Source organism: Streptomyces sp. RLB3-17 (assembly GCF_007113425.2).
GTDB lineage: Bacteria > Actinomycetota > Actinomycetes > Streptomycetales > Streptomycetaceae > Streptomyces > Streptomyces mirabilis_D.
In genome coordinates this window covers 1,668,956-1,692,435 of record NZ_CP041610.2, presented here as the reverse complement: position 1 = coordinate 1,692,435, position 23,480 = coordinate 1,668,956, and the positions used below count along the sequence as shown (strand labels likewise).

The following is a 23,480-nucleotide window of genomic DNA, read 5'->3' as shown; positions in this document are numbered from 1 at the left end:
TCGGCGAGGGGATGCGGGACTCAGAGGGACGGCACGGCGGCCCGCCACGCCCCGGACGGTACGTCGGCCTCGGCCGCCTTGGCGATGTTGCGGGCCATGCCGCCGAACACGACGGCGTGGAAGGGCGAGATACTCCACCAGTAGGCGTGTCCCAGCAGGCCGTGCGGATGGAACAGGGCCCGTTGCCGGTAGCGGGACCGGCCCTCGGCGCCGGGCCCGGCGTACATCTCCAGCCAGGCGAGGCCCGGCAGTCGCATTTCTGCGCGCAGCCGCAGCAGACGGCCCGGCTCGATCTCCTCGACGCGCCAGAAGTCGAGCGAGTCGCCCACGCGCAGCCGGGCGGCGTCGCGCCGTCCGCGCCGCAGGCCCACGCCGCCCACCAGCCGGTCCAGCCGGCCACGGAGCGCCCAGGCGGGCGGGAAGGAGTACCAGCCGTTCTCACCTCCGATGCCCTCGATCACCCGCCACAGCGCCCCGGGCGGCGCGTCCACCACCTGTTCGCGTTGATCGGTGTAGAGGCTGCCACCCGCCCAGTCGGGGTCGGTGGGGAGGGGATCACTGGGCGCGCCGGGCACGGAGGCCGACGACCACCGGGTGGTGACCTGGGCGTCCCGCACCCGTTGCAGGGCCAGCGACACCGCGTCGTCGAAGCCGATCGGACGCCCCGGGGGATCGGGGACGTACCGGACGATGTCGTGTTCGTGGCAGACGACCTCGTGGCGCAGCGATTCGGTGAGCGGGCGCGCGATGGACGCGGGCACCGGGGTGACCAGGCCGACCCAGTGGCTGGAGAGTCCGGGGGTGAGCACCGGCACGGGCAGGATCAGCCTGCGGGGCAGCCCGGCGACGGCGGCGTACCGCTGCATCATCTCCAGATAGGTCAGGACCTCGGGACCGCCGATGTCGAAGGCGCGGTTGACCTCGGCGGGCATCCGTGCGCTGCCGACCAGGGTGCGCAGCACGTCCCGTACGCCGATCGGCTGGATACGGGTGCGCACCCAGCGGGGCGTGACCATGACCGGGAGGCGTTCGGCGAGGTAGCGGAGCATCTCGAAGGAGGCCGAGCCGGAACCGATGATCACGGCCGCGCGCAGGACCGTGGTCGGCACGCCCGACTCCAGCAGGATGCGGCCGACCTCGGCGCGCGACCTGAGGTGCGGCGAGAGGCGTTCCTCGGGGACCCCCGCCGGGGTCAGGCCGCCCAGGTAGACGATCCTGCTCACCCCGGCGGCGCGGGCCTGCTCGCCGAAGATCCGGGCCGCCTTCCGGTCGGTCTCCTCGAAGTCGTGGCCCGTGCCCAGGGCGTGCACCAGGTAGTACGCGACGTCGATGCCGCGCAGCGCCTCGGCGACCGAGCCGGCGTCCGTGACGTCGCCGCGCACCACCTCCGCGTCGCCCGCCCACGGGTAGTCACGCAGCTTGGCGGGCGAGCGGGCGAGACACCGCACGCGGAGCCCCGCCTCCAGCAGCTCGGGCACCAGCCGGCCGCCGATGTAGCCGGTGGCACCGGTCACCAGACAGCGCGGGCCGGGGCGGGGATCGTAGTCACTCATGGGTCCCTCCGTCGTTCACCGGGCCACCCGCTTTCCGTGTTCCCTCTGTCATCTCTTCCACGCGAACACGGCGGTCGGATGCACCCAGGACCTGTCCGGCGGAGTCCTGACGGACATGTCCGGGGGAATCGCGGGCAAGCGGGAGAACACGAGAGTCCGAGGTCACAGCTGGAGGTGTCTGCCGTGATGGGCACGAAGGTGTTGGAGCGGTTTCCGGCGGGAGGCCCGCGCGGATCCTGGACGGCGGAGGAATACGCGGCCCGGCGCCGCACCGAGGGGCAGCCCGCGACGGTGGTGATGGACCTGAAGTCGGACGCCTTCCTCGTGGTGGTGCCGGTCGGCGACGAGGACTGAACGCCCTCGGTCAGGGCCGACCCGACAGCCGGCCGCCGAGCTCTGCCGCCCTGCGCACGAACGCCTCGTGCAGGTCGTGGGCAGCACGCGGCACCGACTCCGCCCGGCGGCGCCGCAGCATCAGCAGGACGCGTGTCGTGTCGTCCGTGAGCGGCCGGTGGGTGATCGCGCCGCACCGCTCGAGGGGATCCCCGATCACACTGAAGTCGGGCAGGACCGTCGCGCCCAGCCCCTCGGCGACCATGAGCTTGCCCATCTCGGCGCCGTCGGTCGTGTACGAGAGGGCCGGGCCGCGGCCCTCCAGGAGCCGGTGGAGATAGCGGTGCATGACGTACCCGGAGCGCATGGCGATCAGCGCCTCGCGTCCGTCCAGCAGGTCCGCCGCCGACACCGCGTCGAGTGCGGCGAGCGGACTGTCCGGGCGCAGGCACACCACCGGTCGGCCGCGCAGCAGTTCGGTGGTCTCGAAGTCGGCGGGCAGGTCGTCGCCGTCGAGATGGTTCACCAGGCCGAGGTCGAGGCCGCCCTCCGACAGGGCCCGGTGGATCTCCGTCTGCTGGGCGCCGACCACCTCCACCTGCGTCAGCGGATGCGCCGCGCGGAATTCCCGGACCGTCGGGATGAGCAGGGGCACCGTCGCCGCGTTCACCGTGCCGACGCGGACCATCCGGCTGATGCGGTGCTGCTCGCCGGCCGCGCCGCGCAGCCGGTCCACCGCGTCCAGCACGTTGATGATGTGGGGCAGCAGCTCCCGTCCCTCGGCGCTCATCCGCGCGCCGGACCGCTTGCGCTCCAGCAGATCGACGCCGAGTTCGCGCTCCAGGTTCCGCACGGTCTCGCTCAACGCCGGCTGGGAGAGGTGGAGTTCCTCGGCGGCCCGGCGCAGTGAGCCGAGCCGGGTGACCGCCGCGATGTATTCCAGTTGCTCTGTCCGCACGCCAGCAGAATGCGGTCCATTTCACGGCCCGTTCAAGGGTTTCCCTGTCACACGTTCGTGAAATTCGGTGGTCCGCGATACGAGACCGGTCGGGTTTTCCTTGACTGCCCTCGCGGCCGGCTGCCACGATCGACGGCATGATGATGCGACTGGACCTCACGCGGCGACGCCATGTCGACCTCGCGCGCGTCTCCAGCGCCTCCTGTTGCACCGCGGCCTGAGTCCCCGGATCCGCCGCACCCCATCGGCCGCACCGCTGTCGTCGGACAGCCGTGCGCGGCGTTCTCACCGCACCGCCTGAATTCCGCGATCCCGTGCGCCGTCCTGAACGCGCCCTGTGAATTCGGCGTACCCGAAATCCGCAACAGGAGTTCCGCATGTCCGCAGCGCCCGTGAATCCCCTGAATCCCGTGAATCCTCTGGACCCCGTGAATCCCGTGAAATTCGCGTACTGGGTTCCCAACGTCAGTGGCGGCCTGGTCACCAGCAGGATCGAGCAGCGCACCGACTGGGGTTACGACTACAACCGCGAACTGGCCGTCCTCGCCGAGAACAACGGCTTCGACTACGCGCTCAGCCAGGTCCGTTACATGGCCAGCTACGGCGCCGAGTTCCAGCACGAGTCGACCAGCTTCAGCCTCGCCCTGCTGCTCGCCACCCAGCGCCTGAAGGTCATCGCCGCCGTCCACCCGGGACTGTGGCACCCGGGCGTCCTCGCCAAACTCGGGGCCACCGCCGACCACTTGTCGAACGGACGCTTCGCGGTCAACGTCGTCAGCGGCTGGTTCAAGGGCGAGTTCACCGCCCTCGGTGAACCCTGGCTGGAGCACGACGAACGCTATCGCCGCTCCGAGGAGTTCATCCGCGCCCTGCGCCAGATCTGGACCGAGGACCACACCGAACTCGCCGGGGACTTCTACCGGTTGCGTGACTTCTCGCTCAAGCCCAAGCCCCTCAACACCCCCGAGCGCCCGCACCCGGAGATCTTCCAGGGCGGCAACTCCACCGCGGCCCGCGCCATGGCGGGCCGGGTCTCCGACTGGTACTTCTCCAACGGCAAGGACTACGACGGAGTGGTCGAGCAGATCGCGGACGTCCGGAAGGCCGCGGCCGAAGTGGGGCGCACGGCACCGAAGTTCGGCCTCAACGGCTTCCTCATCGCCCGAGACACCGAGGCCGAGGCCCGCGAGACCCTGCGCGAGATCGTCGCCCAGGCCGACCACGAGGCCGTCGAGGGCTTCGGCGCCGCCGTGAAGCAGGCCGGACGGTCCACCGCCGACGGCAAGGGCATGTGGCAGGACTCCGGTTTCGAGGACCTCGTCCAGTACAACGACGGCTTCCGTACGGGCCTGATCGGCACGCCCGAGCAGATCGCCGAACGGATCGTCGCCTACAAGCGGCTCGGCGTCGACCTCTTCCTCCTCGGCTTCCTCCACTACCACGAGGAGGTGGAGTACTTCGGCCGCCGGGTGCTGCCCCTGGTGCGCGAACTGGAAGCGCGACGGCCGGACACAGGGATCGCGACCGCGACCGAGACCGCTACCGAACCCGAGTCGGTCTCCGCGCACGTCTGAATCCGTTCCCCACTCCGCTCCCGCTCCCGCTTCCGCTCCTGAAAGAGGAACCCATGGCCACCGTCCTGTCCGTCTCCGGCAGTCCGTCCGTCTCCTCCCGCACCGCGAAGCTCCTGCGCCATCTGGACGCCCGGCTGGCCGCGCAGGGACACGAGGTGATCCCGCTCGACGTCCGCACGATCCCCGCCGAGGCCCTGCTCGGCGCCGACTTCAAGCATCCCGCCATCGTCGAGGCGACCGCGCTCTTCGCCCGCGCCGACGGCGTGGTCATCGGAACCCCCGTCTACAAGGCCGCCTACTCAGGCGTCCTCAAGGCGCTGCTCGACCTGCTCCCGCAGTACGCCCTCACCGGGAAGACCGTGCTGCCGCTCGTCACCGGCGGCAGCACCGCGCACGTCCTCGCCCTCGACTACGCCCTGCGCCCGGTCCTCAACTCCATGGGCGCCGCGCACATCGTCCAGGGCTGGTTCACCCTCGACAAGGACATCACCACGGACGAGGACGGCGGTATCACCGTCGCCCCGGCCACGGCCGAGGCCCTCGCGCAGGTGGTCGACCAGTTCTCGGCGGCCCTCGGCAGCGCGCCGCTGCTGGCCGCGGCGGGCTGAGGCGATGTCCGCCAAAGTGATCGCCGACGACGTCGAGGCCCTGGCCGTCGCCGCCGCGCTCGCCGAGGAGTTCCGCGCCGGTGCCTCGGCGCGGGACTCCGAACGGAGGCTCCCGCGCGAGGAGTTGGACCGCCTCTCCGCCTCCGGACTGCTCGCCGTCACCGTGCCCGCCGAGCACGGCGGGGCGGACGTACGGCAGGAGACCCTCGCGGAGGTCTTCCGGCTGCTGGCCTCGGCCGACGCCAGCCTCGCCCAGATCCCGCAGAACCACTTCGTGTACGTGAACGTGCTGCGCCGCCAGGGCACGCCGGAGCAGCAGACGTTCTTCTTCGACGAGGTCCTGGCCGGGCGCCGCTTCGGCAACGCCCAGTCGGAAGCGGGCACCCGGCACGTCCAGGACATCCGCACCCGCCTCGCCCCCGGGCCTGACGGCTCGTACGTCCTCACCGGCGTCAAGCACTACTCCACCGGCGCGCTCTTCGCCGACTGGATCCCCGTCCTCGCCCGGACCGCCGACGACACCCTGCACGTCGCCTACGTCCCGCGCGGCGCCGACGGGGTCACGGTCGTCGACGACTGGGACGGCATGGGCCAGCGTACGACGGCCAGCGGCACCGTCCGCCTCGACGCCGTCCACGTGCCCGCCGACCGTGTCGTCCCCCATCACCTCACCTTCCGAGGGCCCCAACTCCACGGAGCGATCGCCCAGTTGCTGCATGCCGCCATCGACGCGGGGATCGCCGCGGGCGCACTGGCCGAGGCCGCCGAGTTCGTCCGCACGAAGAGCCGGCCCTGGTTCGAGAGCGGCTTCGACACGGCGGCCGAGGACCCGCTCCTCGTCCAGCGGTTCGGTGAACTCGCCGTCCAGGTACGGGCGTCCGAGGCGCTGCTCGCTGCCGCGGCCCGCACGGTGGACGCGGCCGTCGACGAGCTGACCGAGGACTCGGCGGCCGAGGCGTCCATCGCGGTGGCCGCCGCGAAAGTGCACACCTCCGCCACCGCCGTGGAGGTGGCGGGCGCCCTCTTCGAGCTGTCCGGCACCCGTTCCGCCCTCAACTCGCTCAATCTGCACCGGCATTGGCGCGACGCCCGCACCCACACCCTGCACGACCCGGCCCGCTGGAAGATCCAGCACATCGGCCGATACGTGCTGGTGGGCACCAAGCCACCCCGCCACGGCCTGCTGTGACCCCACTCGCTCATCGGCCCCCACGATCGGAGAACGCCCCCGTGTCCCTCACCTTCCACTGGTTCCTGCCCACCAACGGCGACAGCCGCCATGTCGTCGGCGGCGGTCACGGCACCCCCGCCACGGCCTTCGGCCGGAACCGGCCGCCGACCGTCGCCTATCTGAGCCAGATCGCCCGCGCCGCCGAGGACCTGGGCTTCGTCGGCGTGCTCACCCCCACCGGAGCCTGGTGCGAGGACGCCTGGCTGACCACCGCGATGGTGAGCCAACACACCGAACGGCTGAAGTTCCTGGTCGCCTTCCGGCCCGGCTTCGTCTCACCCACGCTCGCCGCGCAGATGGCCTCCACCTTCCAGCGGCAGACCGGCGGCCGGCTGCTCCTCAACGTGGTCACGGGCGGCGAGAGCCACGAACAGCGTGCCTACGGCGACTTCCTCGACAAGGACGCCCGCTACCGCCGTACCGGCGAATTCCTGCAGATCGTGCGGGACCTGTGGGAGGGCAAGACCGTCGACCTGTCCGGCGAACACCTCCAGGTCGAGGACGCCAGGCTGGCCCGGGTCCCCGACCCGGTCCCCGAGGTCTACTTCGGCGGCTCCTCACCCATCGCCGGCGAGATCGCCGCCCGCCACGTCGACGTCTACCTCACCTGGGGCGAACCGCCCGCCCAGGTCGCCGAGAAGATCGCCTGGGTACGGGGGCTGGCGGCGAAGGAAGGGCGCACCGTCCGCTTCGGCATCCGGCTGCACGTCATCACGCGCGACACCGCCGAACAGGCCTGGACCGAGGCCCACAAGCTCCTGGACGGCTTCGACCCGGACACTGTGAAGTCCGTCCAGGCGGGCCTGGCCCGCAGCGAGTCGGAGGGGCAGCGGCGCATGCTCGCCCTCCACGGCGGCAACCGCGAGGACCTGGAGATCCACCCCAACCTGTGGGCCGGCATCGGCCTCGTCCGCGGCGGCGCGGGCACCGCCCTGGTCGGCAGCCACGACGAGGTCGCCGAGCGGATCAAGGAGTACCACGCCCTCGGCATCGACGAGTTCGTCCTCTCCGGCTATCCGCATCTGGAGGAGGCGTACTGGTTCGGCGAGGGCGTCCTGCCGCGCCTGGCCGCACAGGGCCTGTGGCAGCACCCGTTCGCACCTACGTCCACCCCCGCCGCACAGGTGCCCTTCACGAGCTGAGCGAACCGGACGAACCCGGCGAGCCGAACGAGCCGAACGAACCGAACGAACCGAGCGCACCGAGGTGGGCGGCCCGCACCTGGGCGGTCTGCCCCTGCACCAGCAGGAACATCCCCTCGCGTGCCAGCCGTTGCGCCGGGCTGCCCAGGTCCATCGCGCGCCCGCCACCAGCCACGACCGCCGCGGTCGTGGCCGCGCGCATGACGTCGTACGCCCGCGTCTTGACCGCCAGCCGCTCCTCGATCCGCTCGGTGGGCACCGGGTGGTCGGCGAGTTCGTACGCCTGCCGTCGGACCTCGTCGAGGCGGGCGCGCAGCACCTGCTCCGTCTCCTTCGCCGCGGGATCGCCGTCCAGCAGGTCGAGTGCCGACGCGGTGATCCCGAAGACGGCCGGCGAGGCGTTGGTGTTCTTGGGGCGATCGGTGACCGCCCAGGTCTCGTAGGGCGTGCGCAGGGCCACGGCGTCGTCCGGGAGCCACAAACCCTCCAGTTCCAGGGACACCGTGCGCGAGGCGGTGAGCGCCGCCAGCCGCATCGGCGGCGAAGGGCGCAGTCCGGGCTGCTCGCGCGCCTCGGTGAACGCGAACAGCGCCTCGTCCGCGTCCGTCACCCCGGCGAGCAGCATCACGTCGTTCAGCCCCCAGCCCGTGTACCAGGGGACCGTCCCGTCGAAGCGCCAGCCGCCACGCTCACGGGTGACCCGAACAGGGACCCGCGGGTAGGCCCGCAGCTGTGCGTACGCGACCCCGGACAGCAGCTCCCCGCTCGACAGCGGGCCCAACAACCGTTCACGCACCGCGAGTTCGCCCTTCGCCAGGGTCAGCACCGGAGTGTGGTGCTGGGTCTGCACGAACCAGGTCGAGCAGCACGCCCCGGCCAGGATCTCGGCGGTCCGGCGGACCACCGCGGCGGGCGCGGCCGACCCGCCGTAGGTCACCGGCGCGCTCACCCCGAGCAGCCCCGACCGCTTGACGGCCTCGATGCTGCTCGCAGGTACGCCCTCCTGGTCCACGCGTTTCGCCCGTGGGGCCAGTACCTCGGCCGCCAGCCGTCCGGCCGCCGTGACGAGCGGATGCGGTGGGGTGGTCATCGAAAAAATCTCCCGCTGTCGTCGTGTCGTGTGTCGATCCGGCCGCCTCCGGTTCGTGTAGTCAGTGAAAGACCACCCGAGAACGAGCCGAGAACGACACGGCCGAGGAGCACATATGAAGTACTACCTGCTGAGCGTGATGCAGCCGCCCGGTGAGCCGCCCGCGCCCGAGATCCTGAAAGAGATCATGCACAATCTCGACGTCTTCCACGCGGAGCTGCGCGAGGCCGGTGCGTGGGTGTTCGCCGGGGGACTGCACGGACCGGAGACGGCCACCGTGGTGCGCGCCAAGGACGGCGACGTGCTCGTCACCGACGGCCCGTACACCGAGAGCAAGGAGTACCTGGGCGGGATCTGCCTGATCAAGGCACCCGACCTCGACGCGGCGCTGGAATGGGGCCGCAAGGCGACGCTGGCGACCACCCTCCCGATCGAGGTGCGGCCCTTCATGGGCGAAGCCGAGGACGGATGACTCCGAACGCCGACATCGAGGCCGTGTTCCGCGCCGAATACGGCCGCGCGGTCGCCGTCCTCGTCCGCTTCCTCGGTGACATCGACCTCGCCGAGGAAGCGGTCCAGGACGCCTTCACCACCGCCCTGGCGAAGTGGCCGGAGTCGGGCATACCGCCCAGCCCGGCCGGATGGATCATCACCACCGCGCGCAACCGCGCCGTCGACCGGCTGCGCCGCGAGTCCACGCGCGAGGCCCGGCACGCCGAGGCCGAGCGGCTGTACGCCCGGGACGAACCGGCCGAGGAGGGTCCCGTGCGCGACGACCGGCTCCGCCTGATCTTCACCTGCTGCCATCCCGCGCTCGCCACCCAGGCCCAGGTCGCCCTCACCCTGCGCCTTCTCGGCGGTCTGACCACGCCGCAGATCGCCCGCGCCTTCCTCGTGCCCGAACCCACCATGGCCCAGCGCCTGGTCAGGGCCAAGGCCAAGATCCGCGACGCCCGCATCCCGTACCGCATCCCGCGCGACGCGGACCTCCCGGACCGTGTCAGGGGGGTGCTCGCGGTCGTCTACCTCATCTTCAACGAGGGCTACGGCGGCCGGGAGGACCTCTGCGCCGAAGCCGTCCGGCTCGGCCGACTCCTCGTCGAGCTGATGCCGGACGAGCCCGAGGCGCTCGGCCTGCTCGCGCTGATGCTCCTCATCGAGTCGCGCCGGCCCGCCCGCGCCACACCGGACGGCGACCTGATCCTCCTCTCCGACCAGGACCGCTCGCGGTGGGACCGCGATCTCATCGCCGAGGGGCAGACCCTCGTACGCCGCTGTCTGCGCCGCGACCGGCCGGGCCCGTACCAGATCCAGGCCGCGATCAACGCCGTACACAGCGACGCCCCGACCGCGGCCGCCACGGACTGGGGCCAGATCCTCCAGCTCTACGACCAACTGGCCGCGCTCGCCCCGAGCCCGGTGGTCGCCCTCAACCGAGCCGTCGCCGTCGCCGAGGTCGAGGGCCCGGAGCAGGCGCTCGCCCTCGTGGACGCGCTCGACCTGGACGGCTACCACGCCTTCCACGCCGTACGGGCGGACCTGCTCCGCCGCCTCGGGCGGCACACCGAGGCCGTACGGGCGTACGAGGCGGCCATCGCGCTGACCGGCAGCGCACCGGAGCGCGCCTACCTCGAACGGGCCCGCGCGGCACTCCCGCCGAGCCCGCACCGGGACCTCCGTCCGTGACGGCGTGATCGCGGATCGTATTCTCCGTGTACCCGGAATTTATTTGGGCACATGAAAGGTTGGCGTTTGCACCGAGCCCTACGGCTCACGACGACCGCCCGTGGGCCGCCAGGTCCGCACCGATCAGCGAGGCACCGTGAACGACCGCACCCCCGAGCAGCCCGCCGACATCGTGGCCCGGCTGCGCGCCACCTTCCGCTCCGGCCGCACCAAGCCCCTCGCGTGGCGCACCACCCAGCTGCGCCGACTGCGCGAACTGCTCACCACGCACGGCGCCGAGCTCGCGGAGGCCCTCCACGCGGACCTCGGCAAGAGCTCCACCGAGGCCTTCCGCACCGAGATCGACTTCACCGTGCGCGAGATCGACCACACCCTCGACCACCTCGACGAGTGGCTGCGCCCCGAGTCCGCCCCGGTCCCCGCCCACCTCGGCGCCGACGCGACGGCCTGGACGCGGTACGACCCGCTGGGTGTCGTGCTGGTCATCGCCCCCTGGAACTATCCGGTGCAGCTCCTGCTGACGCCGATGCTCGGCGCGCTGGCCGCGGGCAACGCGGTCGTCGTCAAGCCCAGCGAGCTCGCCCCCGCCACCTCCGCCGCCCTCGCCCGCCTGCTGCCGCGCTACCTCGACACCGACGCGGTCGCCGTCGTCGAGGGCGCCGTCCCGGAGACCACCGCGCTGCTGGCGGAGCGCTTCGACCACATCTTCTACACCGGCAACGGCGCGGTCGGCCGGATCGTGATGCGGGCCGCCGCCGAGCACCTCACCCCCGTCGCCCTCGAACTGGGCGGCAAGTCCCCGGCGTTCGTCGACCGTGACGCCGACCTGTCCGTCGTCGCCGACCGGCTCGCCCGCGGCAAGTTCCTCAACGCCGGTCAGACCTGCGTCGCGCCGGACTACGTCCTCACCGACCCGGAGACCGCCCGCGCGCTGGAGCCCGAGCTCGCCCGCGCCGTCGAGGCCCTGTTCGGTGCCGATCCGCAGCGGTCGGGCGAGTACGGACGGATCGTCAACGAGCGGCACTTCGACCGGCTCGGCTCGCTGCTCGACTCCGGGCGCACCGTCATCGGCGGTACCGGAGACCGGGCCACCAAGTACCTCGCGCCCACCGTCCTCGCCGACGTCGACCCCAAGGCCCCCGTGATGCAGGAGGAGATCTTCGGGCCGATCCTGCCGATCGTCACGGTGACGGGGCTGGACGAGGCCATCGACTTCATCAACGACCGCGACAAGCCCCTGGCGCTCTACGTCTTCACCGAGTCGGACACCACCCGGGAGCGGATCGCCGAGGAGACGTCCTCCGGAGGCCTCGGCCTCGGTCTGCCGCTCGCCCATCTGACCGTCTCCGACCTGCCGTTCGGCGGGGTCGGCGAGAGCGGCATGGGCCGCTACCACGGCCGCTACTCCATCGAGACGTTCAGCCACCGCAAGGCGGTGCTGGAGAAGCCGCTGGGCTGAGTCGGCCCCGATGGCGCCCCGGTGGATCGTCGAGGATCTGCCGGGGCACCGTTGTGCGGCGCTCTCTGCCAACGTTGTCAGATCTGACTGGTCTACACCCTTGACTGGTACATACCAAAGCGGTTGAGTGTGGCTCCACACCCCCCACCACGGCCGCCCCCGACGCCGTGGCCGGCTCCGCCGGCACGTGCGCACAAGGCTCCGCTCCGCGCTGCCCTTGTCCGGGAGCGGCCGTGTCCCGCAAAGGAGTTGACCTGTGTCGAGGCGCCGCATCTCCGCAGTCCTGATCGCCCTCGCCCTCGCGTCCGCCACCCCGGTGCTGCTACCGGCCGCCGGCGCCTCCGCCGCCGCCTGTTCGAGCTATCCGAGCTGGGTGGCCGGGAGGTCGTACGTCACCGGTGACGTCGTCCGCTACACCGACGGGAAGACCTACATCGCCGAGCACGACAACCCGGGCTACGACCCCATCATCAGCACCTGGTACTGGGACCCCTACGCCTGCGACGGAGGTTCCACACCCCCCTCCGACGGCTTCGTGGTGAGCGAGGCGCAGTTCAACCAGATGTTCCCGAACCGGAGTTCCTTCTACACCTACAGCGGACTGCGGGCGGCGATGAGCGCCTATCCGGCGTTCGCCAACACCGGCAGCGACACCGTGAAGAAGCAGGAGGCCGCGGCCTTCCTCGCCAACGTCAGCCACGAGACCGGCGGTCTGGTCTACGTGGTGGAGCAGAACACCGCCAACTACCCGCACTACTGCGACTGGAGCCAGCCCTACGGCTGCCCGGCCGGACAGTCGGCCTACTACGGCCGCGGCCCGATCCAGCTCAGCTGGAACTTCAACTACAAGGCCGCGGGCGACGCGCTCGGCATCGACCTCCTCAACAACCCCTACCTGGTGCAGAACGACGCCGCCGTGGCCTGGAAGACCGGCCTCTGGTACTGGAACACGCAGACGGGTCCCGGCAGCATGACGGGCCACAACGCCATGGTGAACGGCGCGGGGTTCGGCCAGACCATCCGCAGTATCAACGGCTCCCTGGAGTGCGACGGCAAGAATCCGGCGCAGGTGCAGAGCAGGGTGGACGCCTATCAGCGCTTCGTGCAGATCCTCGGGACCTCGGCCGGCGGCAACCTCTACTGCTGATCGGCCGTCGACGGCAGCCGCCCGGGCCCGGAAAAGGTGTGCGAAACTGCCGCGATGACCTCGGAAACGATCACTGCGGCAGCTTCGGGCAGCTGGACACTCGGAGATCTCCCCGTCCGCCGCATCGGCTTCGGCGCGATGCGGCTGACGGGCAGCGCGGCCTTCCACCTCGGCACGCCCAGCGACCGCGACCGGTCGATCGCCGTGCTGCGCCGCGCGATCGAGCTGGGTGTCGACCACATCGACACCGCCGCGTTCTACTTCTCGTCGCTGCGCTCCGCGAACGAGCTGATCAACAGCGCGCTGGCCCCGTACGCCGACGACCTGGTCATCGCCACCAAGGTCGGGCCGTTCCGCGACTACTCGGGGGAGTGGGGCACCCCGGCCCGGCCGGACCAGCTCCGTGCCCATGTCGAGGAGAACCTGCGGCAGTTGGGCCGCGACCACCTCGACCTCGTGTATCTGCGGAGGACGGGGCAGGATTCGATCGCCGAGCACTTCGGCGCGCTGGCCGAGCTGCGCGAGGCGGGGCTGATCCGGCACCTCGGCCTGTCGAGCATCGGACTCCGGCACCTCCAGGAGGCGCAGGCCATCGCGCCGGTGGTGAGCGTGCAGAACCAGTACGGGCTCGACTCCCCGAACGCCGAGACCGACGAACTCCTGCGCACGTGCGGGGAACAGGGCGTCGCGTTCGTGCCCTTCTTCGCGATCGCGGGCAAGGGCGGCGCGCAGGGCCCGAGCGGCAGCGACGGTGACGAGGTGCTCGCCGTCGCGCGTGCGCACGGCGCGACGCCCGCGCAGGTACGCCTCGCGTGGACCCTGCGGCAGGGCCCGCACGTGCTCGCCATCCCCGGCACCGGCAGCCCGGACCATCTCGTCGAGAACGTCGCCGCCGGCGCGCTCAGGCTCACCGACGACGAGATGGCCCGCCTCGACGCACTCCATCGGCCGGGCGAGTGACCGACGGGCCCCGCCACCGGGGGCGGTCCTCGTCGGGCCACCCCGGATGACCTGCTCAGCCCAGTTGCTCGTGCAGGAAGGGCACCGTGCTCTCCCAGGCCCGCGCGGCCGACTCGCGGTCGTACGTCTCCGGTCGGCCGTCGTTGAAGAAGGCGTGGTTGGCCGGGTAGAGACGGAAGTCCGCGGCGATGCCGGCCTGCTGCTGGACCGCCTCCCTCAGCTGCTCCAGGTTCTCCTTCGGGATGCTCGTGTCGAGTTCGCCGTAGTGACCCAGGATCTGCGCCTTCAGGCGGGAGAAGTCGGGCAGTTCACCCTGGATCACGCCGTAGAACGGCACCGCCGCGCTGACCCGGGGGTCCGCCGCGGCCAGGTAGAGGACGAAGCCGCCGCCCATGCAGAAGCCGACCGCGCCCACCGTGTCCGAGGTGACCTCGGGCAGCCCGAGCAGGTGATCGACCGCACCGGAGAGCAGCTCGACGCCGCGCGACACCGGCAGCTCCTTCATCATCCGGAAGGCCTCGCCGCTGTCATGGGCGACATTGCCGCCGTACAGGTCGGGCGCGAGGGCCACGAAGCCCTCCGCGGCCAGCCGGTCCGCCACCTGCGCGATGTGGTCGGTCAGACCCCACCACTCCTGGATGACGATCACCCCGGGTCCCTGCCCGGACGGCGGCAGCGCCAGATAGCCGTGGGCCGTGGTCCCGGCGCTGGGGAAGGTCACGTTCTGATGGGCGGGGGCTCCGGTCGGCTTCGGCAGCTCGGACATCGCACTCAACTCCTGTGGGGCAGCGCTGGGCAGGAGCCGGTGGGGCCGGCCCCGAGTTGATCTCCACGATGTCATGCGCGGACGCCCGGTCTGCCCCCGGCCCGCACGACGCGCCCCGCGGCCACCTTCTGCAGCAGGCTGTACGCCAGCACCGGCAGCAGGACGTGCGGCCGGTCGGGCAGGGTCGTCGTGATGAGGACCGCGCTCGCGCTGCTGTTGTTCATCCCGCAGGCCAGTGTCACGGAGGCGCCCTCCGGAGCGTCCAGGCGCAGTGCGCGGGCCGTGATCCCGCCCAGGGCGAACGACAGGCCGCAGACGGTGGCGGCGACGACCAGCGCCGCCACCAGCAGCACCGGTTCGGGATGGGTGAGGAAGGGGCCGAGGACACCGCTGGCGTTGACGTACGTCAGGAGCAGTGAGCCGATCATCGCCGTGGGGACCGCGGCGGCGAGGAGGCGGGTCAGCGCACGGTCCGGCAGGGCGAGCCGGCACAGGATTCCGGCGCCGCAGGGGAGCAGGACGCCCGTGAGCGCGAAGGCGTGTCCGGTGGTCAGGGCGGCCCCCGCCAGCGTGTTCGCGTAGTCGCCGCTCAGCAGGGGGCACAGGGCCGTCATGGTGACCGGGATCGTGAGCGGGCTGACGATCGTGGACGCCAGCACCAGGCCCACGGTCGTCGACTGGTCGCCGTCCCCCTTGCTCGTCCACACGGTGGCCCCGGCCGCCACCGGCATCGCGACGATCAGGATCATCGCCGCGATCATTCCGCTGCCCCCGTCGCTGTCGGGCGACCGGCTCAGGGCGAAGGCGACGCCCGGAATGATCAGCAGGGGTGCGACCAGATGGAGGACGAGCCCGGTCAGCAGTGCGGTGGGGCGCCTGGCCAGTGCCCGCAGTGCGTGGACCGGCACCTGCAGGCCGGCGGTGAACAGGAGCAGGGACAGCAGGAAACGCGGGGTCTCGAAGGCGAGGTGCGGTAACCCGGCCACCCCGATCAGATGCGGATGACGCAACCACCGCCCCGGCGCCGGCAGGGCCGCGGCGGCGAGGTACGACGCGCCGACGGCCCAGCCGAGGTGGTCACGGAGCCGAGTGAGGGGGGACTTCGCGGTGCGGGTGGGAGTCATCGGGGCGCTCTTCCGTCGTCGTGGGACCGGGGCGGAGACGGAGCGCCGATATGGCGGAGAACGTGTGCGGGGCGACGCGGGCGAGGGTGTAGACGCTGAGGCTCAGCCAGCACAGGGCGAACAGCCAGCCGCCGAGCACGTCGGAGAACCAGTGGACGCCCAGGTAGACCCTGGTGAGTCCGACCAGGACGGCCCAGCATGCGAGGAGCGCCGCGAGGGTGCGCCCGCCGCGGGGCGCCCGCGCGAGCACCGCGAGGACGAGCAGGCCGCCGGTGATGGCGGACGTGGTGGTGTGGCCCGAGGGGAAGGACCAGCCGGAGGCGTGCGTGGCCCACTCCACCGTCGCGGGCCGGGGGCGGGCGACCAGGGACATCACGCCGTACCGAACGGCCTGGGCGGCGGCGAGACAGCCGACGCAGCCGAGGGCGAAGAGGATGCGCTGCCGTGCGGTGCGACCGAGGACGACACCTGCCAGCGCGACCAGCAGGTACGGCAGGACGCCCGTGCCCGTGTAGGTCAGCCCGCGGGCCACGGCCAGGGCCACGGGCGGGCGGTGGCCCGCGGACCAGGAGTTGAGGTCCTGGTCGCCGAAGAGCGGGGCACCGTCCTGACCGGTCACGACCAGCGTCAGCAGCACGAAGGCGACCAGGCTGCCGACCGCGATCGAGCCCGCGAGGTCCGATGCGTCCGCACGCCTCATGACAGGGCCCGGGGAACATCGACCGCGTACGGCGGCGCGGTGTGCAGGGCTGCGGACATCGACGGAGGCCCCTTCCATGAAGGCGTGCGGGCGCGTCGGAAGACCACGTCCGCGTTGACTACAATCCTGTAGACGGTCTACAGAACTGTAGACGATTGGCGGGCCGAGATCGTTCCCGCGGCGGCCACGAAAGATGAACGCCCTGCGTGGGTCACGGCCTTGCCGGACGCCGGCGGGCGGCGGGGGCCGAGGGTGTGCCCAGCGTCCCGCACCCCGCCGCACCTGGCGAATCGGCATGGGCAGGGCGGGCGGGAGCATGCGGTGGGATGCCGTACCCTAGCGTGTTACGTATAACTACCTAAGGGGTCCCGATGCGACGCATCGCGCTGGTCACCCTCGTCGTCGACGACTACGACGAGGCGATCCGCTTCTACACCGAAGCCCTCGGGTTCCGGCTCGTCGAGGACCAGCCGCGGCCCGACGGCTCCCGCTGGGTCGTCGTCGAGCCGGGCACGGAGGGCGGCGGCAGCGGACTGCTGCTGGCCCGGGCCAAGGACGAGGCGCAGCGCGGCCGGGTCGGCGACCAGACCGGCGGGCGCGTGGGCTTCTTCCTGCACACCGACGACTTCGCCCGCGACCACGCCCGCATGCGCGAGGCGGGCGTCACCTTCCTGGAAGAGCCGCGCCACGAACCGTACGGCTCGGTCGTCGTCTTCCAGGACCTGTACGGAAACCGCTGGGACCTGCTCCAGCCCGCCACCGCCTGACATCCACCCATCTGTTCAGAACCTGCCGAGGAACGACACGCATGACCGCGCCCCGCATCGACATCGACACCATCCGCCGCCTCCCCAAGGCCGTGCTGCACGACCACCTCGACGGCGGCCTGCGCCCCGCCACGCTCGTGGAGCTCGCCGAGACGGTCGGCCACACGCTGCCCACGACCGACCCGGACGCGCTGGCCGCCTGGTACTACGAGGCCGCCAACTCCGGTGACCTGGTGCGCTACATAGCCACCTTCGAGCACACCCTCGCGGTCATGCAGACCCGCGAGGGCCTGCTGCGCACGGCCGAGGAGTACGTGCTCGACCTGGCCGGGGACGGCGTCGTCTACGGCGAGGTCCGGTACGCGCCCGAGCTGATGGTGAACGGCGGCCTGACCCTGCCCGAGGTCGTCGAGACCGTGCAGGAGGGCCTGGCGGCCGGTATGGCCAAGGCGGCGGCAGCGGGCACCCCGGTCCGGGTCGGCACCCTGCTGTGCGGGATGCGCATGTTCGACCGCACCCGGGAGATCGCCGACCTCGCGGTGGCGTTCCGGGACGCCGGCGTCGTCGGCTTCGACATCGCGGGTGCCGAGGACGGCTTCCCGCCCGCCGACCACCTCGCCGCCTTCGAGCACCTGCGCGGCGAGAGCGTCCCGTTCACCATCCACGCCGGTGAGGCCCATGGCCTGCCCAGCATCCACCAGGCCCTCCAGGTCTGCGGTGCCCAGCGCATCGGCCATGGCGTCCGCATCACCGAGGACATCGTCGACGGCAAGCTCGGCCGCCTCGCGGGCTGGGTGCGCGACCGCCGTATCGCCCTGGAGATGTGCCCGACGTCGAACCTCCAGACGGGTGCCGCGACCTCCATCGCCGAGCACCCCATCACCGCACTGCGCGACCTCGGCTTCCGCGTCACCCTGAACACCGACAACCGTCTGGTGTCGGGCACGACGATGACGCGCGAGATGGCGCTGCTGGTGGAGGAGGCGGGCTGGACGGTGGAGGACCTGCGCACGGTCACGGTGAACGCCGTCAAGAGCGCGTTCATCCCGTTCGACGAGCGCAGGGCCCTCATCGAGGACGTCGTGCTGCCCGGCTACGCGCTCTGAACCAGCCCCCGTACATAGGCGGCCTGTCCGACGTGCTGCAGATCGTCGGACAGGACGCTGACCAGCCGTACTCCGAGGGTGACCGCGGGATCCCAGCGCTCGTCCACGATCCGCTCGAAGTCCTTGGCGGTCAGCCCGCGCAGGAACTCCAGCGTCTGTTCGTGCACGGCGTCGTAGTACCCCGTCAGCAGGTCGCCGGAGTCGACCCGCACCTTGGCGACCTTCGTGGAGCTGTGCCCGTACCCCGTGTCCCGGCGCGGCAGATCGAGCCCGAAGCGCTTCTCCCAGTCGTGCGCGAGCCAGACCTGCTCGAGCCCGGCGGCGTCCGCGACATGGTCGTCCTGGACGCGGGTGAGGTGCCAGACCAGCCATGAGACGGAGTTGGCGTCGTCCGAGGGGCGGGCGTTGAGAACGTCCGGCGACAGGCCCCCGACGGCGGCATGGACCTCTTCCTGGATGCGGCTGTACGCGTCGATGAGGATGTCCTTTGCATGCATGCGTCCACCATCGCGCATCGCGGTCGCTCACGCGTCCGGAATCCAACTCCCGTGGAATCCGAGCGGCACCCGCCCCGGGAGATGGATCCGGGCGACCGGCTCGCCCGTGAAGTCCTGGGCGGCCAGGATCACCAGGTCGGCGGCCCCGCGATCGGGATTGTGCACATAGGCGATCGCGTAGCCGTCGTCCTCGGCCCGTGCGCCCTCGGAGGGGACGAAGACGGCTTCCCCCGCCGCGGCGTCCCGCGGCAGCCGGTGGACCTGCGTGGTCCCGCGGAGCAGGTCGTGCTTGATCAGCGCGTTGGCGAAGGCCCGGTCGGGCGGGTTCCCGTCGGTCGTCAGATACGCCAGGGTCATGTCCGCGGCGGCGGCCGTGTAGGCGTAACGGTGCCGCCTGGACACCAACGCCTCGTGGACGCGCGGGAACTCCTGGGGACGGTCGTCGAGCGTCCTGGTGCGCACCCGGCCGTGCGCCACGTCGATCGTCCAGCGTTCGAGCGAGGCGGTGCCGGCGCCGTACGGTCCGTCGGAGCCGCGGCCCGCGACGTAGAAGGGCGCCGGGTAGGTCGTCATGTCGACGACCACGGACGAGCCCTCGTCGTACGCGTTCAGGGTGTGCGAGTAGAAGACCGGATCCACCTCGAACCAGCGGACCTCGCCCCCCGCGCGTGGCAGCAGACCGACCCGCGTCGGGTGCTTCTCGTTCCAGACGTACGGCACGAGGTCGCCCCGCTCGGCTCCCGCGGGGTCGAAGGTGATGGGCAGATCGAAGATCACGACGTACTTCTCGGTGAGCGCGAAGTCGTGCATCATCGGCGCCTCCGCCACCGGGATCCGCGTGGTCCTCGCGACCCGGCCCGTGTGGTCGATCACCTGGTGCCGGACGTGGTCCCAGGCGGGGTAGTAGGCGATCGCGTGCAGTTCTCCGGCCGCCGCGTCGAACTTCGTGTGGGCGGTGAAGGCCCCTTCGAGGGTGCCGCGGAAGTCGTACGTGCCCACCGTGCCGAGCTCGTGGTCGAGTTCGTACGGCAGCGGCCCGCTCTCCTGGAGGGCCAGGATCCGTCCCCTGTACCCGATCACATGGGTGTTGCACGGGAAGTCGTCCGGCGGGACGGGCCCGGCGTACGGCTCGCCGAGCTTCTTCGCCACGGAGGCCGAGCGGACCCAGCGGTTGCGGTACCACTCCGCGCGACCGTCCCGCAGCCGCACGCCGTGCACCATGCCCTCACCGAGCATCCAGTGGTGGGCGCGCGGATCCTCCAGGCCCAGGACGTTGGGGCCGTTGCGCAGGAAGCGGCCGTTCAGCTCGCGCGGAACGCGTCCGGTGACCGGCAGGTCGAACGCCGTCAGCTCCTCGGTGACGGGCTTGAACGCCCCTTCAAGGAAGGGGAACCGATGCCCGCCCTGTGTCGCCGTGCCGGGCACCGACGCCGCTGCCGCTGCCACCCGGCCCCCCATCGCGCCGACGAGCCCTCCCGCCGCCGCGACCGCCGTCCCGCGCAGGACCGTCCGTCGTGTGTGATCCGCCATCTCCGTACTCCAGCCTCGCAGTCGCCTTGGTGGACGTCCACGAGTCTGCGGCCGGGCAGCGGGCCCGGTCAGGAGTGCTGGAGCCCCTCCGGGGGTGGTGTCAGACCCCCTCTTGCGGGGTGTCGAGAAGCACCATCAGCGCCCGCGCCGCCGGACTGGTGGCGTCCGGCGGCGGCAGCATGGCGACCGTCTCGTACGAGGTTTCACAGGCGCCCTTGAAAGGGAGGGCGGTGAGATCGCCGGCCTCGCGCTTGTGGCCGAAGTGGCGGGGCACGACGGCGATGCCGAGGCCCTCGTGGACCAGCTCCAGCAGGCTGTGCACGTCGCTGACCTCCAGCGCCACCGTCCGCCGTACGTCCGCCGCCGCGAAGGCCGCGTCCGTGGTGCGGCGCGGCCCCCAGTCGGGGTGGAAGTCGACGAAGGCCTCGCCGCCCAGCTCCTGGGGCGTGACCACGGCGGCGGTCGCGAGGTGGTGCGTGGGATGGCAGAGCACGGTCATCGGCTCGCTGGTCAGCGGGACCGACCGCAGCTGGTCCCCGTCCGCCCGCGTCCTGACGGCGAAGGCCAGGTCGAGACGGCCCGCGGCGACCTCCTCGGCCAGCGCCTCGGAGCCCGCCTGCCGCAGCCGGATCTCGACGTCGGGATGGCGTCGCCGGAACGCCGCGAGAAGCTTGGCCACGTCCACGCCCGCGATGCACTGCTCGGTGCCCAGGGAGAGCGTGCCGCGCAGGACGCCCTGTACGGCGGCCACGGCGTCCTGCGCCGAGCGCACCTGGGCGAGGATCCGCTCGGCCTCGCCGAGCAGGGCGCGACCGGCCTCCGTGAGCGTGACCCGACGGGTGGTGCGCACGAACAGCGGGGCCTGAAGCTCCCGCTCCAGGGCGCGGATCGAGGACGACAGTCCCGACTGCGACACCATCAGCCGTTCCGCCGCCCGGGTGAAGTGCTGGTCCTCGGCGACCGCGACGAAGTGCTGAAGGTGGCGCAGTTCCATGGGGCACCACAGTAGTCGCCGATTGAGAAGCGCCGTCGCTCAGTCCCATCCGATTCTCCCGTTGGACCTCTGCACCGTGCCCGCGCGAGAGTGGAGACCTGTTTTCCCGGCCTTCCAGGAGCACGCGTTGTACACCGCACACCCCGACCGTTACGCGGACATGCCCTACCGGCGCACCGGACGCAGCGGACTGAAGCTGCCCGCGCTGTCGCTCGGCCTGTGGCACAACTTCGGCCCCGACCGGCCGGTGGCGACCCAGCGCGCGATCCTGCGCCGCGCCTTCGACCTCGGTGTCACCCACTTCGACCTGGCCAACAACTACGGTCCGCCGCCCGGCGCCGCCGAGTCGGCCCTCGGCGACGCCCTGAAGGCGGACTTCGCGCAGCACCGCGACGAGCTGGTCATCTCCACCAAGGCCGGATACCTGATGTGGCCGGGCCCCTACGGCGAGTGGGGCTCCCGCAAGTACCTGCTGTCCTCGCTCGACCAGAGCCTGGCCCGGATGGGCCTGGACTACGTGGACATCTTCTACTCGCACCGCCCCGACCCGGAGACTCCCCTGGAGGAGACGATGGGCGCCCTGCACTCGGCGGTCCAGCAGGGCAAGGCGCTCTACGTCGGCATCTCCAACTACTCCGCGGAGCAGACCCGGGAAGCCGCCCGCATCCTGGCCGAGCTGGGCACCCCGCTGCTGATCCACCAGCCGCGCTACTCGATGCTCGACCGCCGCCCCGAGGACGAGGGGCTCCTGGACACGCTCGACGAGCTGCAGGTCGGCTCCATCGCCTACTCCCCGCTGGAGCAGGGCCTGCTCACCAGCCGCTACCTCGACGGCATCCCGGAGGGCTCGCGCGCCGCGAGCGACAGCCCCTTCCTGAGCGCCGACACGGTCACCGAGGACCTGGTACGGCAGCTGCGCGCCCTCGACGAGATCGCCAAGTCCCGCGGCCAGTCCCTGGCGCAGCTGGCGCTCGCCTGGGTGCTGCGCGGCGGCCGGGTGACCTCCGCGCTGATCGGCGCGAGCAGCCCCCAGCAGCTGGAGGACAGTGTCGCGGCCACCCGCGCCCTGGACTTCACCGCGGAGGAGCTGGCGCGGATCGACGCGATCATCAAGGCCTGAGGCTCGCTGATCAGGCCGTAGGGGAAGCCGACCGGGCCGTGCGGCCCGGTCGTCAGGCGGTGAGCCGCTCGCTGAGCTCCCAGAGGCGGTCGACCGCCGTCGGGTCCACGGCGTAGGGCACCACGCCGGCCTTGGCCGTCCTGTTCCCGAGGGACCACGCACGGCCCTCCTCCGCGGACATCGGAGGGGCGATGTCGCTGTTCTCGCAGTAGACGCCGCCCCTGCCCTCGAGCAGGGGACTGGTCGCGCACCACACGCTGGTGGCCGCCCCCTGCTCGACGGTCTTCAGCTGCCGTTCCGGGTCGAGGATCGGCCGGCCGTCCGCGTCGAGGACGCCGACGGCCCTGAGGTCCTCCTCGGCCAGGTACTTCTTCAGACCGGTGTCGACGATGCTTCCCGGGTGCAGGGCGAAGGCCCGGATGCCGTCCGCCTTGCCCCGCTGGTCGAGACCGAGCGCGAAGAGGATGTTCGCCGTCTTCGACTGCCCGTAGGCGACCCACCGGTCGTACTCGTGGTGCTCGAAGTGCGGGTCGTCGAACAGGACGGGTGAGAACCGGTGGCCCCACGAGGACACCGAGACGACCCGGGCCCCGTGCGCCCGGCGCAGCGCCGGCCACAGGCGGGCGACCAGCTGGAAGTGCCCGAGGTGGTTCGTGGCGAACTGCACCTCGTACCCCCGGGCGTCACGCGTCAGCGGCGTCGCCATGACGCCCGCGCTGTTGACGAGGATGTGCAGCGGCCGCCCGGAGTCGAGGAAACGCTCGGCGAACGCGTCGATCGAGGCCGGATCCAGCAGATCCATGGTCGCGGTCTCGACGCCGTCGATGCCCTTGAGCGCGGCCCGCGCCCTTTCGGTGTCCCGCGCCGGTACGACGACCTCGGCGCCCGCGGCCCGCAGGACGCGCACGGTCTCCAGGCCGATGCCGGAGTAGCCGCCGGTGACGACGGCGACCTTGCCGGTCAGGTCGATGCCCTTGATGACGTCCTCGGCGCTGGACGCGGCGTCGAATCCGGAGTGGAGGGGCTGCTGCTGTTGCTCGGTGGTCATGGTTCGGCTCTCCTCATGTGTGCCTTCCCGACCACCGTAGAACCGGGAATCCGTACGATGAATGCTTGAAAGTCCGCACTACTTGCG

At 71.5% G+C, this 23,480-nt stretch carries 24 protein-coding genes; 14 read left to right on the top strand and 10 right to left on the bottom strand.

Annotated features, from left to right (window positions below; all coding sequences use genetic code 11):
* Window positions 1-20 precede the first annotated feature (20 nt).
* Window positions 21-1,553, bottom strand: coding sequence for an SDR family oxidoreductase (locus FNV62_RS08135; RefSeq protein ID WP_144314959.1), 1,533 nt, complete (start codon window positions 1,551-1,553; stop codon window positions 21-23).
* Between the two features lie 186 nt (window positions 1,554-1,739).
* Here FNV62_RS08135 and FNV62_RS54535 point away from each other — a divergent pair, with 186 nt between their 5' ends.
* Window positions 1,740-1,907, top strand: a complete 168-nt coding sequence (locus tag FNV62_RS54535) for a hypothetical protein (protein ID WP_165854173.1) — start codon at window positions 1,740-1,742, stop codon at window positions 1,905-1,907.
* Between the two features lie 10 nt (window positions 1,908-1,917).
* Here the strand turns inward: FNV62_RS54535 and FNV62_RS08130 are convergent, their stop codons facing one another.
* Window positions 1,918-2,844, bottom strand: coding sequence for a LysR family transcriptional regulator (locus FNV62_RS08130; protein ID WP_181360854.1), 927 nt, complete (start codon window positions 2,842-2,844; stop codon window positions 1,918-1,920).
* A gap of 137 nt (window positions 2,845-2,981) precedes the next feature.
* On the opposite strand from FNV62_RS08130, the gene FNV62_RS57970 reads away from it, so the two are divergent.
* The 5 genes from FNV62_RS57970 to FNV62_RS08105 all read left to right on the top strand — a co-directional run bounded on the left by FNV62_RS57970 (window position 2,982) and on the right by FNV62_RS08105 (window position 7,399).
* Complete coding sequence (locus tag FNV62_RS57970; protein ID WP_351305882.1) at window positions 2,982-3,065, top strand: putative leader peptide; 84 nt, start codon at window positions 2,982-2,984, stop codon at window positions 3,063-3,065.
* A gap of 156 nt (window positions 3,066-3,221) precedes the next feature.
* A complete protein-coding gene (gene sfnG, locus FNV62_RS08120; RefSeq protein ID WP_143614407.1) occupies window positions 3,222-4,418 on the top strand; it encodes a dimethylsulfone monooxygenase SfnG in 1,197 nt (398 codons plus the stop codon).
* A gap of 53 nt (window positions 4,419-4,471) precedes the next feature.
* A complete protein-coding gene (gene ssuE / locus FNV62_RS08115; protein WP_060897914.1) occupies window positions 4,472-5,026 on the top strand; it encodes an NADPH-dependent FMN reductase in 555 nt (184 codons plus the stop codon).
* Between the two features lie 4 nt (window positions 5,027-5,030).
* Entirely contained in the window at window positions 5,031-6,215 is a 1,185-nt protein-coding gene (locus FNV62_RS08110; RefSeq protein ID WP_144314958.1) for an SfnB family sulfur acquisition oxidoreductase, read from the top strand.
* A 41-nt stretch (window positions 6,216-6,256) separates the two neighbouring features.
* Entirely contained in the window at window positions 6,257-7,399 is a 1,143-nt protein-coding gene (locus tag FNV62_RS08105) for an LLM class flavin-dependent oxidoreductase (protein WP_143600484.1), read from the top strand.
* On the opposite strand, the gene FNV62_RS08100 is transcribed toward FNV62_RS08105, so the two are convergent.
* Window positions 7,389-8,489, bottom strand: coding sequence for an acyl-CoA dehydrogenase family protein (locus FNV62_RS08100; RefSeq protein WP_144314956.1), 1,101 nt, complete (start codon window positions 8,487-8,489; stop codon window positions 7,389-7,391). The genes FNV62_RS08105 and FNV62_RS08100 overlap by 11 nt on opposite strands.
* A gap of 115 nt (window positions 8,490-8,604) precedes the next feature.
* Between FNV62_RS08100 and FNV62_RS08095 the strand changes: the two genes are divergently transcribed.
* The 5 genes from FNV62_RS08095 (at window position 8,605) to FNV62_RS08075 (ending at window position 13,741) form a co-directional block, all read left to right on the top strand.
* Entirely contained in the window at window positions 8,605-8,961 is a 357-nt protein-coding gene (locus FNV62_RS08095) for a YciI family protein (protein WP_060899052.1), read from the top strand.
* Window positions 8,958-10,175 carry an RNA polymerase sigma factor gene (locus tag FNV62_RS08090; protein ID WP_060899053.1) on the top strand — a complete coding sequence of 406 codons (1,218 nt, stop codon included), beginning with the start codon at window positions 8,958-8,960 and terminating at the stop codon, window positions 10,173-10,175. Before FNV62_RS08095 ends, FNV62_RS08090 begins: the two co-directional genes overlap by 4 nt.
* 136 nt (window positions 10,176-10,311) lie before the next feature.
* Window positions 10,312-11,634 carry an aldehyde dehydrogenase family protein gene (locus tag FNV62_RS08085; protein ID WP_143600481.1) on the top strand — a complete coding sequence of 441 codons (1,323 nt, stop codon included), beginning with the start codon at window positions 10,312-10,314 and terminating at the stop codon, window positions 11,632-11,634.
* Window positions 11,635-11,890: 256 nt separating this feature from the next.
* Window positions 11,891-12,781 (top strand): glycoside hydrolase family 19 protein, encoded by an 891-nt coding sequence (locus FNV62_RS08080; protein WP_097283252.1) that lies wholly within the window; start codon window positions 11,891-11,893, stop codon window positions 12,779-12,781.
* A 54-nt stretch (window positions 12,782-12,835) separates the two neighbouring features.
* Window positions 12,836-13,741 (top strand): aldo/keto reductase, encoded by a 906-nt coding sequence (locus FNV62_RS08075; RefSeq protein ID WP_179858070.1) that lies wholly within the window; start codon window positions 12,836-12,838, stop codon window positions 13,739-13,741.
* Window positions 13,742-13,796: 55 nt separating this feature from the next.
* On the opposite strand, the gene FNV62_RS08070 is transcribed toward FNV62_RS08075, so the two are convergent.
* The 3 genes from FNV62_RS08070 to FNV62_RS08060 form a co-directional block, all read right to left on the bottom strand.
* Complete coding sequence (locus FNV62_RS08070) at window positions 13,797-14,507, bottom strand: dienelactone hydrolase family protein (protein ID WP_054233804.1); 711 nt, start codon at window positions 14,505-14,507, stop codon at window positions 13,797-13,799.
* Between the two features lie 71 nt (window positions 14,508-14,578).
* Window positions 14,579-15,631, bottom strand: coding sequence for a sodium-dependent transporter (locus FNV62_RS08065; protein WP_060899056.1), 1,053 nt, complete (start codon window positions 15,629-15,631; stop codon window positions 14,579-14,581).
* The gene (locus FNV62_RS08060) at window positions 15,585-16,331 is read right to left on the bottom strand and encodes a phosphatase PAP2 family protein (RefSeq protein WP_060899057.1); all 747 of its coding nucleotides are present in this window, start codon (window positions 16,329-16,331) and stop codon (window positions 15,585-15,587) included. Before FNV62_RS08060 ends, FNV62_RS08065 begins: the two co-directional genes overlap by 47 nt.
* A gap of 371 nt (window positions 16,332-16,702) precedes the next feature.
* Here FNV62_RS08060 and FNV62_RS08055 point away from each other — a divergent pair, with 371 nt between their 5' ends.
* Together FNV62_RS08055 and FNV62_RS08050 are read left to right on the top strand one after the other, a co-directional pair.
* Window positions 16,703-17,098, top strand: a complete 396-nt coding sequence (locus tag FNV62_RS08055) for a VOC family protein (protein WP_054233807.1) — start codon at window positions 16,703-16,705, stop codon at window positions 17,096-17,098.
* 41 nt (window positions 17,099-17,139) lie between these two features.
* A complete protein-coding gene (locus FNV62_RS08050) occupies window positions 17,140-18,204 on the top strand; it encodes an adenosine deaminase (protein ID WP_054233808.1) in 1,065 nt (354 codons plus the stop codon).
* Here the strand turns inward: FNV62_RS08050 and FNV62_RS08045 are convergent.
* The 3 genes from FNV62_RS08045 to FNV62_RS08035 form a co-directional block, all read right to left on the bottom strand.
* Window positions 18,192-18,701 carry a mycothiol transferase gene (locus FNV62_RS08045; RefSeq protein ID WP_144314954.1) on the bottom strand — a complete coding sequence of 170 codons (510 nt, stop codon included), beginning with the start codon at window positions 18,699-18,701 and terminating at the stop codon, window positions 18,192-18,194. The two genes, FNV62_RS08050 and FNV62_RS08045, sit on opposite strands and share 13 nt — an antisense overlap.
* Before the next feature lie 27 nt (window positions 18,702-18,728).
* A complete protein-coding gene (locus FNV62_RS08040; RefSeq protein WP_144314952.1) occupies window positions 18,729-20,231 on the bottom strand; it encodes a carotenoid oxygenase family protein in 1,503 nt (500 codons plus the stop codon).
* A 100-nt stretch (window positions 20,232-20,331) separates the two neighbouring features.
* A complete protein-coding gene (locus FNV62_RS08035) occupies window positions 20,332-21,225 on the bottom strand; it encodes a LysR family transcriptional regulator (RefSeq protein WP_054233811.1) in 894 nt (297 codons plus the stop codon).
* Window positions 21,226-21,352: 127 nt separating this feature from the next.
* On the opposite strand from FNV62_RS08035, the gene mgrA reads away from it, so the two are divergent.
* Window positions 21,353-22,345 (top strand): L-glyceraldehyde 3-phosphate reductase, encoded by a 993-nt coding sequence (gene mgrA, locus FNV62_RS08030; RefSeq protein ID WP_144314949.1) that lies wholly within the window; start codon window positions 21,353-21,355, stop codon window positions 22,343-22,345.
* Between the two features lie 52 nt (window positions 22,346-22,397).
* On the opposite strand, the gene FNV62_RS08025 is transcribed toward mgrA, so the two are convergent.
* On the bottom strand, window positions 22,398-23,393 hold the full coding sequence (locus FNV62_RS08025) for an oxidoreductase (RefSeq protein WP_097283245.1): 996 nt from the start codon (window positions 23,391-23,393) through the stop codon (window positions 22,398-22,400).
* Window positions 23,394-23,480: the final 87 nt, after the last annotated feature.